General features: G+C 69.3%; 21 protein-coding genes. 10 read left to right on the plus strand and 11 right to left on the minus strand.

All coding sequences use genetic code 11. The features are described from left to right. Positions 1 to 4: 4 nt before the first annotated feature. The 3 genes from ABD091_RS00465 to ABD091_RS00475 are packed head-to-tail and all read right to left on the minus strand — an operon-like array spanning position 5 to position 1857. Positions 5 to 583 (minus strand): sugar O-acetyltransferase, encoded by a 579-nt coding sequence (locus ABD091_RS00465; RefSeq protein ID WP_343915142.1) that lies wholly within the window; start codon positions 581 to 583, stop codon positions 5 to 7. Between the two features lie 23 nt (positions 584 to 606). Further along, positions 607 to 1620, minus strand: a complete 1014-nt coding sequence (locus tag ABD091_RS00470) for an App1 family protein phosphatidate phosphatase (protein WP_343915143.1) — start codon at positions 1618 to 1620, stop codon at positions 607 to 609. 3 nt (positions 1621 to 1623) lie between these two features. After that, positions 1624 to 1857, minus strand: a complete 234-nt coding sequence (locus ABD091_RS00475; protein ID WP_343915144.1) for a hypothetical protein — start codon at positions 1855 to 1857, stop codon at positions 1624 to 1626. An 83-nt stretch (positions 1858 to 1940) separates the two neighbouring features. Here ABD091_RS00475 and ABD091_RS00480 point away from each other — a divergent pair, with 83 nt between their 5' ends. The 8 genes from ABD091_RS00480 to ABD091_RS00515 all read left to right on the plus strand — a co-directional run bounded on the left by ABD091_RS00480 (position 1941) and on the right by ABD091_RS00515 (position 7000). Continuing rightward, on the plus strand, positions 1941 to 3290 hold the full coding sequence (locus ABD091_RS00480) for an HNH endonuclease signature motif containing protein (protein WP_343915145.1): 1350 nt from the start codon (positions 1941 to 1943) through the stop codon (positions 3288 to 3290). Between the two features lie 198 nt (positions 3291 to 3488). Next, the gene (locus ABD091_RS00485) at positions 3489 to 4076 is read left to right on the plus strand and encodes a hypothetical protein (RefSeq protein WP_343915146.1); all 588 of its coding nucleotides are present in this window, start codon (positions 3489 to 3491) and stop codon (positions 4074 to 4076) included. Positions 4077 to 4183: 107 nt separating this feature from the next. Beyond that, on the plus strand, positions 4184 to 4612 hold the full coding sequence (locus ABD091_RS00490) for a hypothetical protein (RefSeq protein ID WP_343915147.1): 429 nt from the start codon (positions 4184 to 4186) through the stop codon (positions 4610 to 4612). An 81-nt stretch (positions 4613 to 4693) separates the two neighbouring features. Next, positions 4694 to 5104 carry a hypothetical protein gene (locus ABD091_RS00495; protein ID WP_343915148.1) on the plus strand — a complete coding sequence of 137 codons (411 nt, stop codon included), beginning with the start codon at positions 4694 to 4696 and terminating at the stop codon, positions 5102 to 5104. 87 nt (positions 5105 to 5191) lie between these two features. Continuing rightward, the gene (locus ABD091_RS00500) at positions 5192 to 5584 is read left to right on the plus strand and encodes a hypothetical protein (RefSeq protein WP_343915149.1); all 393 of its coding nucleotides are present in this window, start codon (positions 5192 to 5194) and stop codon (positions 5582 to 5584) included. Positions 5585 to 5684: 100 nt separating this feature from the next. Beyond that, positions 5685 to 6209 (plus strand): SMI1/KNR4 family protein, encoded by a 525-nt coding sequence (locus tag ABD091_RS00505; protein WP_343915150.1) that lies wholly within the window; start codon positions 5685 to 5687, stop codon positions 6207 to 6209. An 83-nt stretch (positions 6210 to 6292) separates the two neighbouring features. Then, positions 6293 to 6634 carry a hypothetical protein gene (locus ABD091_RS00510; RefSeq protein WP_343915151.1) on the plus strand — a complete coding sequence of 114 codons (342 nt, stop codon included), beginning with the start codon at positions 6293 to 6295 and terminating at the stop codon, positions 6632 to 6634. A 117-nt stretch (positions 6635 to 6751) separates the two neighbouring features. Next, positions 6752 to 7000, plus strand: coding sequence for a hypothetical protein (locus tag ABD091_RS00515; protein WP_343915152.1), 249 nt, complete (start codon positions 6752 to 6754; stop codon positions 6998 to 7000). Positions 7001 to 7055: 55 nt separating this feature from the next. Here ABD091_RS00515 and ABD091_RS00520 read toward each other — a convergent pair whose 3' ends face one another. The 3 genes from ABD091_RS00520 to ABD091_RS00530 all read right to left on the minus strand — a co-directional run bounded on the left by ABD091_RS00520 (position 7056) and on the right by ABD091_RS00530 (position 9793). Continuing rightward, entirely contained in the window at positions 7056 to 7331 is a 276-nt protein-coding gene (locus tag ABD091_RS00520; protein ID WP_343915153.1) for a hypothetical protein, read from the minus strand. 274 nt (positions 7332 to 7605) lie between these two features. Continuing rightward, on the minus strand, positions 7606 to 8151 hold the full coding sequence (locus ABD091_RS00525; protein WP_343915154.1) for a hypothetical protein: 546 nt from the start codon (positions 8149 to 8151) through the stop codon (positions 7606 to 7608). Positions 8152 to 9133: 982 nt separating this feature from the next. Continuing rightward, a complete protein-coding gene (locus ABD091_RS00530; RefSeq protein WP_343915155.1) occupies positions 9134 to 9793 on the minus strand; it encodes a hypothetical protein in 660 nt (219 codons plus the stop codon). Between the two features lie 144 nt (positions 9794 to 9937). Here ABD091_RS00530 and ABD091_RS00535 point away from each other — a divergent pair, with 144 nt between their 5' ends. After that, positions 9938 to 10321 (plus strand): hypothetical protein, encoded by a 384-nt coding sequence (locus tag ABD091_RS00535; protein WP_343915156.1) that lies wholly within the window; start codon positions 9938 to 9940, stop codon positions 10319 to 10321. A 77-nt stretch (positions 10322 to 10398) separates the two neighbouring features. Here ABD091_RS00535 and ABD091_RS00540 read toward each other — a convergent pair whose 3' ends face one another. Genes ABD091_RS00540 through ABD091_RS00555 form a run of 4 tightly spaced genes read right to left on the minus strand, consistent with a single transcriptional unit; the run spans position 10399 to position 15602 of the window. Beyond that, positions 10399 to 11763 (minus strand): replication-associated recombination protein A, encoded by a 1365-nt coding sequence (locus ABD091_RS00540; protein WP_343915157.1) that lies wholly within the window; start codon positions 11761 to 11763, stop codon positions 10399 to 10401. Then, positions 11760 to 13532: an aspartate--tRNA ligase gene (aspS, locus tag ABD091_RS00545; protein ID WP_343915158.1), complete on the minus strand. Its 1773-nt coding sequence runs from the start codon at positions 13530 to 13532 to the stop codon at positions 11760 to 11762. Before aspS ends, ABD091_RS00540 begins: the two co-directional genes overlap by 4 nt. After that, complete coding sequence (gene hisS / locus ABD091_RS00550; protein WP_343915159.1) at positions 13529 to 14875, minus strand: histidine--tRNA ligase; 1347 nt, start codon at positions 14873 to 14875, stop codon at positions 13529 to 13531. Before hisS ends, aspS begins: the two co-directional genes overlap by 4 nt. Positions 14876 to 14882: 7 nt before the next feature. Continuing rightward, the gene (locus ABD091_RS00555; RefSeq protein ID WP_343915160.1) at positions 14883 to 15602 is read right to left on the minus strand and encodes an MBL fold metallo-hydrolase; all 720 of its coding nucleotides are present in this window, start codon (positions 15600 to 15602) and stop codon (positions 14883 to 14885) included. Between the two features lie 32 nt (positions 15603 to 15634). On the opposite strand from ABD091_RS00555, the gene ABD091_RS00560 reads away from it, so the two are divergent. Continuing rightward, positions 15635 to 16873, plus strand: a complete 1239-nt coding sequence (locus ABD091_RS00560) for a DUF349 domain-containing protein (protein ID WP_379189163.1) — start codon at positions 15635 to 15637, stop codon at positions 16871 to 16873. 22 nt (positions 16874 to 16895) lie between these two features. On the opposite strand, the gene ABD091_RS00565 is transcribed toward ABD091_RS00560, so the two are convergent. After that, a complete protein-coding gene (locus ABD091_RS00565) occupies positions 16896 to 17921 on the minus strand; it encodes a zinc-binding dehydrogenase (RefSeq protein WP_343920839.1) in 1026 nt (341 codons plus the stop codon). Positions 17922 to 17931: the final 10 nt, after the last annotated feature.

A 17931-nucleotide genomic window follows, 5' to 3' on the forward strand; every position in this document is an offset into this window, starting at 1 on the left:
AGGCTCAGGCAGGCACGTCGCGGACCGCGCGGGCCGGGTTGCCGACGGCGACGACGTTCGCGGGGAGGTCCCTGGTGACCACGGCCCCGGCACCGACCACGGTGTTCTCGCCGATGGTGACGCCGGGGCAGACGATGGCGCCCCCGCCGAGCCAGACGTTGTCACCGATCGTGATCGGCAGCGCGGACTCCCACTTGTCACGCCGGGGACCGGCCTCGACCGGGTGGGTCGGCGTGAGCAGCTGCACGTGCGGGCCGATCTGGACGTCCTCGCCGATCGTGATCGCCGCGACGTCGAGCGCGGTCAGCCCGTAGTTGGCGAAGGTGCGGGACCCGATGCGGATGTTCGACCCGTAGTCGACGTAGAGCGGCGGCTGCAGCACGACGTCCTCACCGACCTCCCCGAGCAGCCCCTCGAGGATCCGTCGGCGCAGCGGCGCCTGCCGGGGCGTCGTCCGGTTGTAGCTGTCGGCCAGGTCGCGAGCACGGTGGCTCAGCTCCTCGAGCTCGGGGTCGTCGGCGATGTAGGGGTCGCCGGCCAGCATCCGCTCGCGGTTGGTCCGACCGTCGTCGGCGTAGGTCATGGCGCCAGCCTAGGAGCGCCCCGTCAGAGCAGGCCGAGGTCTGCCAGGTGGTGCCGGATCGCCTCGGTGTCGGCGGCGAGCACGAACGGGACGTCGTGGTCCCAGCCGTCCGAGACGGCCTCGACCCGTCCGTCGCCGGGGTCGAGCCTGACCTCCCGGATGCAGACCGCGAGGATCCGTCCGGGGTGGTCGCGCACCGTGGCGGCGTAGATCTCGGCGTCCTTCTCCCCCGAGTCGCCGAGGAGGACGAAGTGCAGGTCGGGGTGGAGCTCGAGGACCTCGTCGATGCGGGTGTGCTTCTGCTCCCGGCCCGCCGCCGTCCCGAGCAGGTCGCGCAGGAGCACCGGTCCCAGCGGGAACCGGCGGTGGCGCATGAACGCCGTCAGGAACCCGTGGAGGTTCCACGGGCTGGAGGAGACGTAGAACACCGGTCGGCCCTGTGCCGCGAGGTCCCGGTAGAGCGCGGCGGCACCGGGGAAGTCGCGACGGCTGAGGGAGGAACCGGTCAGCGTCTGGCGGACCATCTGGAAGACCCGCTGCACCCCCGTCACGAGGATCGTGTCGTCGACGTCGGAGATGACGCCGTACGCCGCCTCCGGCTCCGGGACCCGTACCTCGACGGGGGTGGTGCACGGCTCGCGCAGCCCGCGGTAGTCGCCGTCCAGCTCGACCGATCCCCTGGTCCACGGGCTGACGAGCGACGCCGGGTCGGGCTCGAGGCGGACCTTGAAGTAGCCGTCGTGGTCGGTGCTGGTCGCCGCGCTGGCGTCTCCGACCGTCACCCGCAACGGGACGCCGGGCAGCTCGTCGGTCAGGAACCTGCGGACGGTCCGCGACAGCGCCGCGCGCACCCCTTCACCCTCGACGGCGTCGGTGATGGGCGGGTCGTCGAACACCCTGCCGCGAACGACCACGCCGGCCGCGCTGCCGTGGCCGCCGTAGGACTCGATCCGGAAGTGGTGGGGCGTGCGGTCAGCGGAGCGTCGCAACCGACGCGCGTCCCACGCGTGCTCCAGCCGGACGATCCACGACGGCACCGCTCAGCCCTCGTGCCTGCGGGTGCCGCCGGTGCCGCGCCGCCACAGGCGCGGCGCCTCGCTGGTCGCCGCCAGCCAGACGACGATCGGGGCGCACACCAGGGCGAGGGCCACCTGCGGGCCGCCCGGGCCCCGCAGACGTGCGACGTCGGCGACCCACCAGGCCACCCCGAGCACCACCACGCCGCCGGCGAGACCGAGCACCGCCGTCACCGCGCGACTCCCCCACGTGTCCATGTCCTGCATCCTGCCCCACGCCACTCGGCGCCCGGGAGACAGTGCCGGCTCCGTTGTCAGTGGGTCCGCCTATCATCGAACACATGTTCGACATCGTCGCCGACGCAGTTCCGGTCACCCCGACCGGGCTGCTCGCTCGGGTGCGCGCCACCCGGTCGGCCCAGCTCCGCGCGGAGGCCGAGCTGCTGGTGCAGGCCGCGGAGTGGGCCGACGCCCATCCCGACCTCGGCGACGAGCCTTTCGCGGCCACCTCCGACCCGGCCGGCCTCGAGCCCGGAGCCGAGGCGCTGCGGGCCTTCGACGAGGAGCGCGGGATCCCTGGCTGGTCCTGGTCGGCCGCCGCCCCCTTCGCCGCTGCCATCGGCCGGTCGACCGCGGCCGGTGACGCCCTGATCCGCGACGCCCTCGTGCTCCGCCACCGGCTGCCCCGGCTCTGGCGCCGCGTGGTCGCCGCCGAGCTCGAGGCTTGGCGCGCCCGACGCATCGCCCAGCTGGTCCTCGGCTCCCCCGACGACGTCTGCGACCACCTCGACCGCGAGCTGTCCCACCTCGCCCACCGCGTCGGGGCCACCACCCTTGCCAGGCTGCTGGACGAGGCGATGATGCGGCTCCACCCCGAGGAGCGCGAGCTCGACCAGCTCGCCGCGCTCGACCAGCGCCACGTCACCCTCCACGAGCGCTCGATCAACGACACCGGTGTGGCCGACATGTCGATCCGAGGCGACTGGAATGACCTCCACGACTTCGACCAGACCGTCTCCGCCATCGCCGCCCGTCTGGCCGCCCTCGACGAGACCGAGGGTCGACACGAGGATTCCCTCGACGTACGCCGCTCCCGCGCCCTGGGCGTGCTCGCCGACCCCGCCACAGCCCGGGCCCTGCTCGACGACGAGGACACGCCCTCCCCGCGCAAGAATGCGCTGCTCGTGCTCCACGTCGCCGACGACGCCGTCACCGGCGGCAACCCCGTCGCCCGCTGCGGCACCGTCCCGATGCTCGTCAGCCAGCTGCGTGACTGGCTCGGCCGCACCGACACGCACCTCACGGTCCAACCCGTGATCGACCTCGCGGACCACACCGACTCCACCGCCTACGAGTCCCGCGGACGCCTTCGCACCCAGGTCGAACTCCTCCTGCCCCACTGCGTCTTCCCCTGGTGCACCCGCGAAGCCCGCGTCTGCGACCACGACCACGGCGTCCCCCACGTCGACGGCGGCGCGACCTGCGACTGCAATCTCGCACCCCTGTGTCGCCGCCACCACCGGCTCCGCACCCACGCCGGCTGGCGCTACACCCGCCTCGATGAGACGACCTTCCTCTGGGCCGACCCCCACGGCCAACAATTCCTCTCCGACACCACCGGCACCCGCGACGTCACCCCGTCCGACCGTCCGGTGAATCGCGGGTCCGGCTGCTCGCGAGCCGGACCCTGACCCACCTGCCCATGCTCGTCCACCGAGTCACCTCGGCCCGCCGCTCCTGAACCGCACCTGTCTGCGCATGACCGCGCCCTTCGCGAGCGCGGACGCCATGCGGGTCAGGCGCAATCACCGCCGGTTCGCACGACGTCATTCGTGGCCGCTCATGCCGATGAGCGGTCGCCTGCGCGGCCTCGTGGGAGACTCCCGGACGTGGTATCCGCCGTGCACTTCTACGCGACCGCGAACGACCATGAGCAACTTCTGGACTACCTCGGAGAGCCTGCCGAGGTGACCCTGCATCCCTGGCCCGTTGTCGCGTCACCTCCGATAGTCCTGTCGCGCGAGGAGGCGCTCTCCGGGGGCAACGTCATGGTCGTCAGACGGGCACTCGGGCTCCCAGTCCTGGTGCGAGACGGGGACGCAGCAATGTCCAGTACGTCGAAGGCCGGATTGTTCAACCGCCTGAACTGGGAGCGCTTGAAGCCCCAGCCCACTGAGGCTCTGGTGGACTCCAACGCCTCACCAGTATTGCTGTGGGCTCCCGCCACCCACACCGGAAGCGCCTTGACCTCGGGCCACATCGGGTCGCAGGCCGACTCATTGAGCGCGGTGTCGAGCGAGTACGAACGTTGGGCAAAGGCGGCCATGAACTGGGTGCGTCGTCGGGGCACCAAGGTGTGGGGCTTGGAAGCCCAAGCAGTGCGTCCCGACCTCGATGTGCGTCGCCCTGACGTGACCACCGTGTTCGCCCTGCCAGACGCGTTGGCGGTACTTGAAGGCGGCGGGACCGGCACCTGAGAACTCGTCCGCTCATGCCGCTGTCAGTACGGCATAGCGTGACCGCTCATGCCGCTGATTGCGCTCTACTGCCGATGAGCGATCGCTACTTCGTTAGAGTTCGGCGCGTGCCAACAGGCGAGCAGCGCGGAGACCTGGAGTCGACCTTGGTGGCGGGCGGCTGGCCTCGGGAAGGTACGCGGGTCGACGACCAGCACTTTTCGCCCCTCGTTGTTCGAGACCGAGTCCGTGCATTCGCACCCGATGAGGACCATCTCGTCCTCTACCCTCCTCCGCTGGTCACGGTCTCCGAGGATGCCGCGCGGAACCCTGCGTACTGGGACGAAGTGAGCGTCATCGACCAAATCGATCCACGTGAAGCGGTGCTGCTCGGCGACTTCGGTACGGGTTCAGAGACCGTCCTGATCGCCGACTACCGGACGACCCCCGCACGCGTGCTGCGGCTCGTCTGGGCCGCTGAGGGGCAGTATTGGGAGAACGTCGCGAGTTCGGTAGACGAACTGATCGACCTCCTGGGCCTTGCGGACGTCGGCTAGGACAATCAACCGCTCATGCCGCTGTCAGTACGGCGCTGCCTGTGAGGGCAAGTCCGGGCCGGCGGATCGTAGGGTCGCGCCATGTCTTCTCTGCGAACCCACTTCGAAGGCAGTGCCGTTGAGCTGGCGGATCACGCGGCCCTCGAGGTTTCGGAGCAGGAGGGGGCAACGATGCTGACGCTGCGTCCCCGCACACCCACCGCGGTGGCCGTTGTGCTCCATCTCCTCGACGACAAGGTGGGGACGGTGGCCTTGGACGATCCGGCATGTGTCCCGGCCGAACTGGGCAATGATCCCGTCGCCGACCTCGAGTCGATCGACTACTTCGTATCCGTGGCTGTCCAAGGCCGTGCCACGGCGTTCCACCTTGGTCGCGGCGGGTGTGTGGAGATTCAGGACGGCGAGGACACGTCCCGGAGTTGGCGCAACGCATGGCCGTGGCCGGGTTGGCGGCGCCGCGCTGAGCGCATCGAATACGAGCCTTACTCCTAACGGCCCGCACTGTCATGCCTCTGTCAGTACAGCGGTCATGCCGATGTGCGCGCACGTCACTGGTCTCCCTGAGGCACACTCCGGTTCATGTCTGGCGACCTCAACGTGCAGTTCACTGTGGCCTGCGATCACGGCATCGTGGTGATCGAACCCCTCGGAAGCCGAGCGGACCACGACGACTGGGATTCGACTGCTCAACCAGCGCATCGCCAGGACGAGCCGTTGTTCGTTGCAGTGAACCCACCCATGGAGAGTGCTGTAGCCGTGCTCGTGCGATCGAGTGCCGAAGGTGGCGACCATGAGGGTCTCTCTCAGGTATTCAGTGGGCGCTTGGAGGTTGCAAGCCAAACACTGCTCATTGGTGACTCGGATGCGAACGTCGAGGTACGTCTCCCCATCACGTCGGGTGGATGCCACGTCTCAGCGTGGGTAGACGAGCCCGGCTTCGCCACTAAGGTTGTTCTGCTCGTGGACGAGTGACCGTGGCAAGAGCAGACCGCACGCTCATGCCGCTGAGCGGATGGCGGCACAGCGTTCGCTCATGCCGCTGAGCGGTCGCGCCGTCGCTACTGTGCAGCCCATGCCGGACTCACCCGATCTCGATCCCGATCTGTGGGTGCCAGACGAGGCAGGTGCGACGGAGTACAGCGAAACGCCGCTGTCTGAGGAGGCCCTCCGTTCAGTCGAAGCAGAACTCGGCTACCAGCTACCCGCTGCCTACGTCAGCCTGGCTCGCACACGCAACGGCGGCCTGCTGGCTCGGACTGCTCACGCCAGCCCGGCTCCAACCACCTGGGCGCCCGACCACGTGGCGGTCACCGGCATCTTCGCCATTGGGCGCACCGCCCGCATGAGCCTCTGCGGGCCGCACGGTCAGCGCCTGTGGCTACAAGAGTGGGGCTATCCGGACCTCGGCGTCTACTTTGCCGACACCCCGTCCGCGGGTCACGACATGATCGCCCTCGACTACCGCGCTTGCGGACCCGATGGCGAACCTGTCGTCGTGCACGTGGATCAGGAGGTCGACTACGCCGTCACTCCACTCGCACCCGCCTTCGAGGACTTCATCGCCGGACTCGTAGAAGAACAAGCCTTCCCTGACTAGCTGGGCTCCGACGCACGGTCATGCCGCTGACAGTCGCGGTCCTGCCGATGTGCGGTCGGTCGCAGCCGTGCGAACGTACCGACGTGGAGCACGTCGCGGTGAGAGCTGAGACCCAGGAGGGCGAGCGTGAAGCCACCGTGGTGGTCACGCTGGAGGGGTCCTCTTGGCAGGTGAATATCCGGGCCCATCCCCGTGATTGGGAGCGTTTGACCTCCGTGTCGGACACGGACTGGAGTAGACGCCGCGCCGTGCGCCTCGGGTCGGTTGAAGGGTCCGCCGTGTGGTGGCACGTCTCCGATGATGTTCTGCACCTGAACGTCGGTGATGGCGGCCCGGAGGCGTCGGACCTGGCCTTCGTTGTTTCGCTATCGGCTCTCCGGGACGTGCAGGCCGTGGTCGCCGCCGTTGATGATGACTGGGGCTAGCGGGCCTCAGCGAGAAGTCCGCTCACGCCGGTACTGCCAGTTCGGCATCGCGTGCTCGCTCACGCCGCGATCCGCTCGCTCGTGCCCAGGAGCGGTCGTTTGTGCGAGCATCCTGAGGTGTCTGAGCCAGAGCCGCAGCTCCTCGACCTCCGCCTATGGGACCAGTCCGCACTCGTGCTGTTCGACTGGCTGATGACGAGGGACGAGGACTCGCTGCCGTTCACCCATCCAGCACAGAAGCAGGCGCTCCGCGACCTCGCTACATCCATCGAGTGGGCACGTGGACTCGGGCACACCGACGCGGAACTCACTGTGGCGCAAGAGCAGGTTGCCAGAGACATGGCGGACGATGACCGCAGCATCTAGCCACGGCGTGACCGCTCATGCCGCTGTCAGTACGGCATAGGGTCACGGCCCGCCTCTAATCTCCAGCGGCGTAACCGAAGTTCTCGCGGACTCGGCCGATGCCTTCGGCTATCCGCCTGGCGTCGTCATCGCTGATCGGCATCTCGAATGCGCGTTGGAAAACCTCATGCACGCGCTCCAGGGTCACGACAGTCCGCCACTTGAGCAGTTCGGAGATCTCCGGGTCGTACTCGTCGGCGGGCGCCCCACCCTTGATGAGAGCTATCGGATCAACGTCGTTGACCATTCGCCGCATGGCGTCGCGGTACTCGCCATAGTCCCGGCGCAGCATGGCCGCATCCTCACATACACACGCTCTTATAGCCGTCAGTAGGGCGCAGGGGCAGGGCTAGGCGGCCTACGATGTGAAACGTGCGCTCACAAGAGGACCGCGACGAGCAGACACTCATCATCGCGACTTGGATCGCCAAGGTGGTTCTAGTGGTCGCACTGTTCCTCGCTGCCTCCGCAATCAGCGACTGGCTCTTCTGAGAGCTGCGCACGCTCATGCCGCTGAGCGGATGGCGGCAGGCCGACTGACCATCACGCGTTCTCACCGTGCAGGCTCAATCACGCCTGACTCGTGCGCTCCAAGGGTTCTTGGTCGGGCCGGAGTGGTTGGCCATGTCCAAGAACAGCCCGGTCTCCTCCTTGTAGGAACGCGCCACCGCCCTGTACTTGACCCATCGCGGGGACCCCAGACACGCGCGCGGCACCGAGAAGCTGATCTTCTCGTCCGACCACGCGGCAGTCCCGACCGCGTGGTCACACTCGATCGGGTTGTCACGCCAGCGGCGGAACAGCAGCAACCTCTCGCCCTCACCGTTCGGATCGACCATCACGATGACGTCGTAAACCTTGCCTTGGTTGGTCTTCAACTGGGTGTTGAGCCGAACCTCGTGACTGGTGTTCTTGGTCAGCGCTTCGTAGCGGGCACGGCCCACGATCCTGTGCTCTCGGTGATTCAGCGAGGTCCGAAGTAGGTCGGTGTTCGCAACAGATCCGGCGGCGACGTACTCGCTCCCCTCGGGAGACCACACGTCGGACCCATCATCCGTAGTCGTCAGTCGTGCGCCGTACGCCTGGCCAGCCATGGTGACGACAAGCGCCACGGCCAACATCAAGGCAGTAGCACGCTGACGACCTTGCATGTACTTCTCCCGTTCCCGAGTCTTCGGCGGCAGCCCGGCAGGGATTCTTGGGCGCACCGTCCGCCGAAGTATCACCGCGACGAGGCGCTACCGCAGCCTTTCGGCCAGAACGAGCGTGACCGCTCATGGCGCGAAGCGGTCATGCCCATGAGCGGACGCTCCGGGAGCGTCGTCAGCCCGTGGACAAGACGTCGGGGTACAGCGCCTTCACCGTGTCCAGAAGCCCGGCCGGGGAGGCGAAAGTTCCAGACGGGGTTCCTGGCTGACTGGCTTCTCCCGGCTCTACGTGAAGCGGGTCGTCAGTGAGGCGCACGTCCTCACACCCGAAGTCGTCGACCGCTACCCCGGTGAGGTCTCCCTTAGACTCAGTCACGACCAGCCAACGGGTTCCCAAGTCGGCAGGACACAGCCTTTCGTCACCGGGGGGTTCGGGCGCTTCAATCGAGCTCAGAACGGATTCGAGTGACGTCAACTGCGGCTCGACCACTGGCACTGCTGTTCCTCTCAAGAACCAACCGACGTAGCGGCCCTGGTCGTCCGGTCCCGGTTTGCCCGTCCTTGGGCGGTACGCACAAACCCACGCCCGCTCGACGCGGCGGAACTGAGGTCTGGATTTCGCCATCTCGCTTGCGCCGAAGCCGTCACTTGCGTCCGATAGTGGCTGACTGTGAGGGCACACGTCCCCACCAGTAGCGGCGAACTCGCCGGAAGCAGAGGCCGTTGATGGAGGCAGGGGCTCAGAGACTTCACCTTGAGCGCCAGCGTCGGTACAAGAGGACAACGCGCTGACCAACAGCACGAAGGTCGCGGCGACCGCGAGCAAGGTCTTCAGGTCCGTCTGACGTGCGAGCATCACCCACGGTTGCACATTCCTCCGCGCCAGATGTTGCATTACTGCAACGCACGCTCATGCCGCTGTCAGGATCGCGCTCGGGGCAGGGACTCAACCTCCGAGTACCAGCGCCTGGAGCAGTTTCTGGGCTTCGGCCGCGGTTGAATCTGGATCTTCTTGAACAGTGGAGGCGTCCAGCAGCACTCTCGTGAACACATCCTTGATGCACGTGTCTAGCTGCAAGACGGTGGGACCGAAACTTCGTCCGACGATGTCGGCCTGCGGGTCGCCAGTCACGATTTGCGCCATGGTGGTCACGGTCTGGCAGACGCCCTTGCCCTGGACCGCTCGTCGCAAGCCGACGTCCAGCGCGCGATCCTGGGTTGCTGAGATGGGTAGCTGGGAGGCGCGCAACTGCTTGACCTGATCGGGAAGGAACGGACTCCAGTCGGCGGCAGGGCCGTGAATGACCAAGAGGCGTTGCTCTCCCTTGCGCCATTCGCAGAAGAGCAGTCGCCCTGTCCCTGGCAGTTCTTCCGAGTCGCCTAGTAGCCCTCCCAATGCTCTTACCTGAGAGGGGGCAACGAGCGCGTCGCATCGAGGTGTTGCTTCCATCTCGCCGGGGTTGCTGGCTTCGGGGTCCGGGCTCCGTTCGCTCGTGGTCGAAGCGTCTTGCCTAGGCGCAGCATCGATAGGGTCAGCGGCGTTGCTACAGCCGACCGCGGACATCAACAGCAGAGCCAGACCCATAACGCGCCTCAGATGGGGCATGCGCGGATCGTAGCTGCAGGTGAGGCCGCTCGATCGCCACCTGCCAAACGCGGACGAGGTCGCCAGTTGCATCGGTGAACGCTGCTCATTCCGCTGTCACCCGCGGTTCCGCCGATGAGTGAATCGTGCTGTCAGGATGACCGAATGAGCAGCCAATGGCCCGCCGAGGATGAACTGGCCGAACGCCTGCAAGTCATTCGCGTCGCCGCCCAGCACCTCGTGGGCGTGAACCTTTACGAGCACGCTCTTGTGGACCTACTGCAGCTTCTCCAGTCGGACCGGCTTCCCTACTCCACGGCCGTCGATGCCTTGCTGCAGCAGGCCAGAAGCTGGGACTGGGGAGCGGTCGAAGTGCTGGAGTTCTCGATGCGGTCGCTGCAGTGGCCCGAGGTCCGCGAAGCGCTGGTCGCCCATGTCGCCCACGGTGACGACTTCCGCACGCGCGACCTAGCGCAGCAGGTACTGCACGTGTACGAACCAGCGTGGCCCGGCGGCGAGATCTACCGCACCTACCGGTCCCAGTCCTGACCCCATCCTCATGCCGCGATGCGAGCACGTGGTGAGTGCCGATCCGCGCCACGAGGCGCCATCCGGGAGCCCGGGCCTCAGTCCTCGCCGCGAGTGAGCTTCCGAATCCGCTGCAGCCGCTCGGACACGTTCGCCTCGAAGCCGAGGCTCGTCGGGTCGTAGTAGGTCGTGCCGTCGAGGACGTCGGGGAGGTACTGCTGCTCGGCGATCCCGTAGGGCTCGTCGTGAGGGTAGGTGTAGCCCCGGCCGTGGCCGAGGTCCTTCGCGCCGCCGTAGTGGGCGTCGCGGAGGTGGGGCGGGACGTGGCCGATCTTGCCGGCCTTCACGTCACCGATCGCTGCGTCGATCGCGGTGATGACCCGGTTGGACTTCGGCGCCACCGCGAGGTGGATCGTCGCCTGGGCGAGGTTGATGCGGGCCTCCGGCATGCCGATCAGCTGGACGGCCTGGGCGGCCGCGACCGCCGCCTGGAGGGCCGTCGGGTCGGCGAGGCCGATGTCCTCGCTGGCGTGGACGACGAGTCGTCGGGCGATGAAGCGCGGGTCCTCCCCCGCCTCGATCATGCGGGCGAGGTAGTGGATCGCGGCGTCCGGGTCGGAGCCGCGGATCGACTTGATGAAGGCGCTGATGACGTCGTAGTGCTGGTCGCCCTGCCGGTCGTAGCGCACCGCCGCCTGGTCGACCGCCGCCTCGGCCGCCTCGAGGTCGATCGTCTTCGTCCCCCGGGCACCGGCAGCGCGGGCCGCCGCCTCGAGGTAGGTCAGCGAACGGCGGGCGTCGCCACCGGCGAGCCGGACGAGGTGCTCGCGCGCCTCCACCTCGAGCTCGTACGCCGCCCCGAGGCCGCGCTCGTCCTCGACCGCCCGCTCCATCACGTCGCGCACGTCGTCGTCGGTGAGGGGCTGGAGACGGAGCAGGAGGCTGCGCGACAGCAGCGGCGAGATCACCGAGAAGAACGGGTTCTCGGTCGTGGCGGCGACCAGCGTCACCCAGCGGTTCTCGACGCCGGGGAGCAGGGCATCCTGCTGTGCCTTGCTGAAGCGGTGGACCTCGTCGACGAACAGGACCGTCTCCCGGCCGCCCCGGCTGAGCTCGGCTCGTGCGGCGTCGATCGCCGCCCGCACCTCCTTCACGCCCGCGGACACGGCGGAGACCTCGACGAAGCGTCGGTCGGTCTGCTGGCTGACGATGCCGGCGATCGTGGTCTTGCCCGTGCCCGGCGGCCCCCACAGCAGCAGCGAGGTCGCCTGGTCGTCCTCGATCAGCTGGCGCAGCGGCGAGCCCGGGGCGCGCAGCTGCGACTGGCCGACGAGCTCGTCGAGCGTGCGCGGCCGCATCCGGACCGGGAGCGGCGCCGACGCGTGGGTGTTCGCGCCCAGGGACCCCGACCCCGGCGAGGGGGTCGAGGCCCCGGGGACGTCGAACAGCCCGTCGTCACTCACTCGGAGACGGGTTCTTTCGCCTCCGGCTTGCTGTCCACGCCGGCCTCCTTGCGCTGCGCCGGCGTGATCGGCGCGGGCGCAGCTGTCAGCGGGTCGAAACCGCCGCCGGACTTCGGGAACGCGATGACGTCGCGGATCGAGTCGGTGCCGGCGAGCAGCGCCACGATCCGGTCCCAGCCGAAGGCGATGCCGCCGTGCGGCGGGGCGCCGTACTTGAAGGCGTCGAGCAGGAAACCGAACTTCTCCTGTGCCTCGTCCTCCTCGATGCCCATGATCTTGAAGACGCGCTTCTGGACGTCCTCGCGGTGGATACGGATCGACCCGCCGCCGATCTCGTTGCCGTTGCAGACGATGTCGTAGGCCCAGGCCACGGCGTTGCCGGGGTCCTCGTCGAAGGTGTCGACGTCCTGGGGGCTGGTGAAGGCGTGGTGGACAGCAGTCCAGGCGCCGGAGCCGACGGCGACGTCACCGGCAGCCGTGGCCTCGTCGGCGGGCTCGAACAGCGGCGCGTCGACGACCCAGAGGAAGCTCCAGGCCGACTCGTCGATCAGGCCGCAACGGCGACCGATCTCGAGGCGGGCGGCACCTAGTAGCGCACGGCTCGACTTCACCGCGCCGGCACCGAAGAAGATGCAGTCGCCGGGCTTCGCGCCGACGTGGGCGGCGATGCCTGCCTTCTCCTCGTCAGTGATGTTCTTCGCCACCGGACCGGTCAGCTCGCCGTCCTCCTGGACGAGGACGTAGGCCAGGCCGCGCGCACCGCGCTGCTTGGCCCACTCCTGCCACACATCCAGCTGCTTGCGGGGCTGGGAGGCGCCGCCGGGCATCACCACGGCGCCGACGTACGGCGCCTGGAACACCCGGAAGGGCGTGTCCTTGAAGAAGTCGGTGCAGTCGACGAGCTCCTGGCCCATCCGCAGGTCGGGCTTGTCGGAGCCGTAGCGCGCCATCGACTCGGCGTAGGTCATCCGCGGGAGCGGAGTCGGTACGTCGTGGCCGACGAGCTTCCACAGCGCCACCAGGATCTCCTCGGCGAGCGCCAGGACGTCGTCCTGCTCGACGAAGCTCATCTCGATGTCGAGCTGGGTGAACTCCGGCTGGCGGTCGGCGCGGAAGTCCTCGTCGCGGTAGCAGCGCGCGATCTGGAAGTAGCGCTCCATGCCCGCGACCATCAGCAGCTGCTTGAACAGCTGGGGGCTCTGGGGCAGGGCGTACCAGCTGCCGGGCTGGAGACGCGCCGGGACGAGGAAGTCGCGGGCGCCCTCGGGGGTCGACCGCGTCAGCGTCGGGGTCTCGACCTCGACGAAGTCGTGGGCGTCGAGCACGTCGCGGGCCGCCTTGTTGACCTTGCTGCGCAGCCGCAGCGCGGCACCCGGGGCAGGGCGCCGCAGGTCGAGGTAGCGGTGCTTGAGGCGCGCCTCCTCGCCCACCTCGACGTGCTCGTCGATCGGGAACGGGAGCGGAGCGCTGGCGCTGAGCACCTCGACATCCGCTGCGACGACCTCGATGTCGCCGGTCGCGAGGTTGGGGTTCTCGTTGCCGGCCTTGCGGGCGACGACCTCGCCGGTGACCTTGAGGCAGTACTCCGAGCGCAGGCTGTGGGCGACGTCCTCGTCGCGCACCACGACCTGGACGACGCCGCTGGCCTCGCGCAGATCCAGGAACGCCACTCCACCGTGGTCGCGGCGGCGGGCGACCCACCCGGCGAGGGTGACGGTCTCTCCGACGTTCGCGGCGGTGAGGGTGCCGGCGTCGTGGGTGCGGATCACTGGTTCTGCTCCTTGCTGGTGATGGTCGGGCGGAGGTCCTCCGCGGGGGGTGTCCAGGTCGTCGGGTCGGCATCGACCTGCTCGCCGCTCCGGATGTCCTTGACCTGGTGGCCCCCGTCGGACAGGAACCAGACATAGGGGATCCCACGACGCTCCGCAAAGCGAATTTGCTTCCCGAACTTCTGGGGGCTGGGGGCGACCTCGCAGGCGATGTCGCGGGCGCGCAGCGCGTGGGCCACCGCCTCGCTGGCCGGGCGGGACCCCTCGTCGGTGAGCGCGACCACCACGACGCTGGGCACGCGGCGGGTCGCGGTCAGGCCGGTGCGAGCCAGGAGCGGCACCACGACGCGGCTGACGCCCAGCGAGATCCCGACGCCCGGGTAGGTCGTGCGGCCGTCGGACGCGAGAGCGTCGTAGCGCCCACCGGAGCAGATCGAGCCCATCGACTCGTAGCCGTCCAGGCGGGTCTCGAAGACCGTGCCCGTGTAGTAGTCGAGGCCCCGGGCGATCGAGAGGTCGGCCTCGACGCGAACCCGGTCGCTCACGAGGTCGGCGCAGGAGCTGACCAGCTCGGCCAGCTCGGCCAGGCCCTCCTCGAGCAGCTCGTGCTCGACGCCGAGCGCGCGGACGGCGGCGACGAAGGAGTCGTCGGTGGCACGGATCGTCGCGAGGCCGAGCACGCGGTCGGCGGTGGCGCCGTCGAGGCCCGCCTCCTCCACGAGCATCGACCGGACCCGCTCGGTGGGAAGCTTGTCGAGCTTGTCGACGACCCGCATCACCTCGTCGCCGTCGGTGATGCCGAGCCCGGCGTAGAAGCCCTGGATCAGCTTGCGGTTGTTGACCTGGAGCCGGAAGCCGGGCAGGAAGTCGAGGCGGTTCAGGGCGTCGACCATGACGCGCGTGACCTCGACGTCGTGGTGGAAGGGCAGCACGTCACGGCCGATGATGTCGATGTCGGCCTGCGTGAACTCGCGGTAGCGACCCTCCTGGGGACGTTCGCCGCGCCAGGCCTTCTGCACCTGGTAGCGGCGGAAGGGAAACTCCAGCTTGCCGGCGTTCTCGAGCACGTAGCGCGCGAAGGGCACCGTGAGGTCGAAGTGGAGCCCGAGCCCTGCGTGCCCCTCGGCCGACTCCTCGTGGAGGCGCCGCAGGAGGTAGACCTCCTTCGAGGTGTCGCCCTTGCGGAGGAGCTGGTCGAGCGGCTCGACGGCGCGGGTCTCGATGCCGGCGAACCCGTGCAGCTCGAAGGTGTGCCGCAGCGTGTCGATGACCTGCTGCTCGACGTAGCGCTGTTCGGGCAGCAGCTCGGGAAACCCGCTGAGCGGGCTGATCTTGGTGGCCATGGGTGGGTCAGAGTCCTCGGGTGACGCGACCGACGGCACCGTCCGGTGCATCAGTCTGGAGCTCGAGCAGGAAGGGGTTGGTGGCGCGCTCGCGGCCGATCGAGGTCTGCTCCCCGTGGCCGGGCAGCACCACGATGTCGTCGCGCAGCGTCAGCACCTTGTCGCGCAGGCTGCGGAGCATCGTCGGATGGTCGCCGCCGGGCAGATCGGTCCGGCCGATCGATCCCGCGAACAGCAGGTCGCCGGAGAACATGACCTCGGAGACGTCGTCACGCGCGTAGGGCGACCGGAAGGTCACCGACCCCTCGGTGTGGCCGGGCGTGTGGTCGACAGTGAAGGTGAGGCCGGCCAGCTCCAGCGACTGGGCGTCGGCGAGCTCCTGGACGTCGTCCGGCTCGGCCCACTCGTAGTTCCCGCCGAGGAGCATCTGCGTCGTCTCCCGTGACATGCCGGCCATCGGGTCGGTCAGCAGGTGGCGGTCGGCGGGGTGGATCCACGCCGTGGCGTCGTAGGTCCCGGCGACCGGGGCGACGCACCACATGTGGTCGACGTGGCCGTGGGTGACGAGGACGGCGACCGGCTTGAGCCGGTGCTCTCGCACGACCTCGGCGACGCCCTCGGCGGAGTCCTTGCCGGGGTCGATGACGACGCACTCGCTGCCCGCAGCCGTCGCGGCGACGTAGCAGTTGGTGCCCCACGGGCCCGCGGGGAATCCGGCGATGAACACCCCCGCAGACTACCGAGCGGGCCTTGACTAGCATGTCGCGGGTGACGAGCCATGAGTGGGGACGAGTCGCCGACGACGGCACGGTCTTCGTGAAGACCGCCGACGGCGAGCGTTCCGTGGGGCAGTACCCCGAGGGGACGCCCGAGCAGGCCCTGGAGTTCTACACCAAGCGCTACGACGCGCTCGCCCTCGAGGTCCAGCTCCTCGAGCAGCGCGTCAACGCCGGTGTGCTCTCGCCCGACGAGGCGACCGAGGCGGTGAAGACCGTGCGGTCACAGGTCGTGGACGCCAACGCCGTCGGCGACCTCGCCAGCCTCGCCGGCCGGCTCGACGCCCTCTCCCCCGTGATCGCCACCCAGCGCAAGGCGCGCAAGGAGGAGCGGGCGAAGAAGTCCGAGGAGTCCCGCGCCGCCAAGGAGGCGATCGTCTCCGAGGCCGAGAAGCTCGCCGAGGGCAACGACTGGCGCAACGGCGCCAACCGCCTCCGCGCCCTGCTCGACCAGTGGAAGGCCCTCCCGCGGATCGACCGCGCCTCCGACGACGCGCTGTGGCGCCGGTTCTCCACCGCACGGACCACCTACACCCGCCGTCGCAAGGTGCACTTCGCCGAGCAGCACGAGAAGCGTGACGCGGCCCGGATCGTGAAGGAGCGGCTGGTCAAGGAGGCCGAGGCGCTCTCCGGCTCGACCGAGTGGGGGCCGACCTCGGGCGCCTACCGCGACCTGATGCGCGAGTGGAAGGCCGCCGGCCCCGCACCGCGCGACGTCGACGACCAGCTGTGGGCGCGTTTCCGCGCCGCCCAGGACCAGTTCTTCGGTGCCCGCGACGCCGCCCAGGCCGAGCAGGACCAGGAGTTCGCGGCCAACGCCGAGGTGAAGCAGGCGCTGCTGGTCGAGGCCGAGGCGCTGGTCCCGGTCACCGACCTCGACGCCGCCAAGAGGGCGCTGCGCGACATCGCCGACCGCTGGGAGGCGGCCGGCAAGGTCCCGCGCGACCAGATCAAGCCGCTCGAGGGGCGGTTGCGCAAGGTCGAGGAGGCCGTCCGCCACGTCGAGGACGACCAGTGGCGGCGTACGGACCCCGAGAAGTCGGCCCGCGCTGACGACATGGTCTCCAAGCTCGAGGCGGCGATCGCCGACCTCGAGCAGGACCTCGAGGCCGCGAAGTCCGCCGGGAACGAGAAGAAGGCCAAGGAGCTCGAGGAGAGCCTCGCCTCCCGCCAGTCCTTCCTCGCCATGGCCAAGCAGGTCTCCGCCGACTACTCCGGCTGACCGCCCCCTGGGGACGTCGGGGTCAGGGGACGAGGACCAGCTTGCCGACGTGGCGGCGGGTCTCGAGCTCGGCCTGGGCCAGCGCTGCCTCGGCCAGCGGGAAGGTGCGTGCGACCACCGGACGCAACCGGCCGCCACGGGCCATCTCGACCAGCTCGGCGAACTGGGCCGGCGTGTGCATGGTCGACCCGACCAGCCGCAGGTTGCGCAGGTAGAGGGCGCGGACGTCGAGCCGCACCTCGTGCCCCGCCAGGGCGCCGGCCACGACCCAACGACCGCCGGGCGCGAGCAGGTCGGCGAGCTGCTCGAGCAGCGGTCCGGCCACGACGTCGACGGTGACGTCGACTCCCCCGGGCGCTGCGTCGCGCACAGCGGTGGCCAGGTCGCCCGCGTCGCGGTCGAGGACCTCGTCGGCGCCGGCCTCCCGCACCCGCTCGGTCTTGTCGCCGCTGCTCACGGCGACGACGCGGGCACCCCGCGCCGCGGCCACCTGGACCGCCGCCAGCCCGACGCCTCCGGAGGCGCCTGTCACGAGGACGGTCTCCCCGTCGCGGACACCGCCCCGGTCGACCATGCCCAGCGCCGTGCCGTAGGAGATCGGGAGGCAGGCGAGCTCGACGTCCTCCAACGGGGAGTCGTCGACCGGGTGTGCGCAGGAGGCCGGCACCACGACCTGCTCGGCGTAGCCGCCGTCACGCTCGCTGCCGAGGATGTCCACCGGCAGGGCGTCGGGACCGGCACCGGAGTAGATCGCGGGGTCGACCAGGACACGGTGTCCCACGAGGTCCTGGCCCGGTGCTCCTCCGGCGGCGACGACCTCGCCGACCACGTCGGCCCCCTGGATCCGGGGGAAGTCGAGCGGCCCCAGCCAGCCGGCCGGCGGCCCGGGGGCGCCGTAGCTGCCCTCGCGGGTCCAGACGTCGGTGTTGTTGAGCCCGCAGGCCGCGACGCGGACCAGCACCTCGGCGGGCCCCGGGTCCGGGACGTCGACGTCGTGGAGCTCCAGCGACTCCGGTCCGCCGTGGGCGACGAGGCGCACGGCCCGCATGGTCGTCACG

This window comes from Nocardioides aestuarii (genome assembly GCF_039527245.1).
Classification (GTDB): domain Bacteria; phylum Actinomycetota; class Actinomycetes; order Propionibacteriales; family Nocardioidaceae; genus Nocardioides; species Nocardioides aestuarii.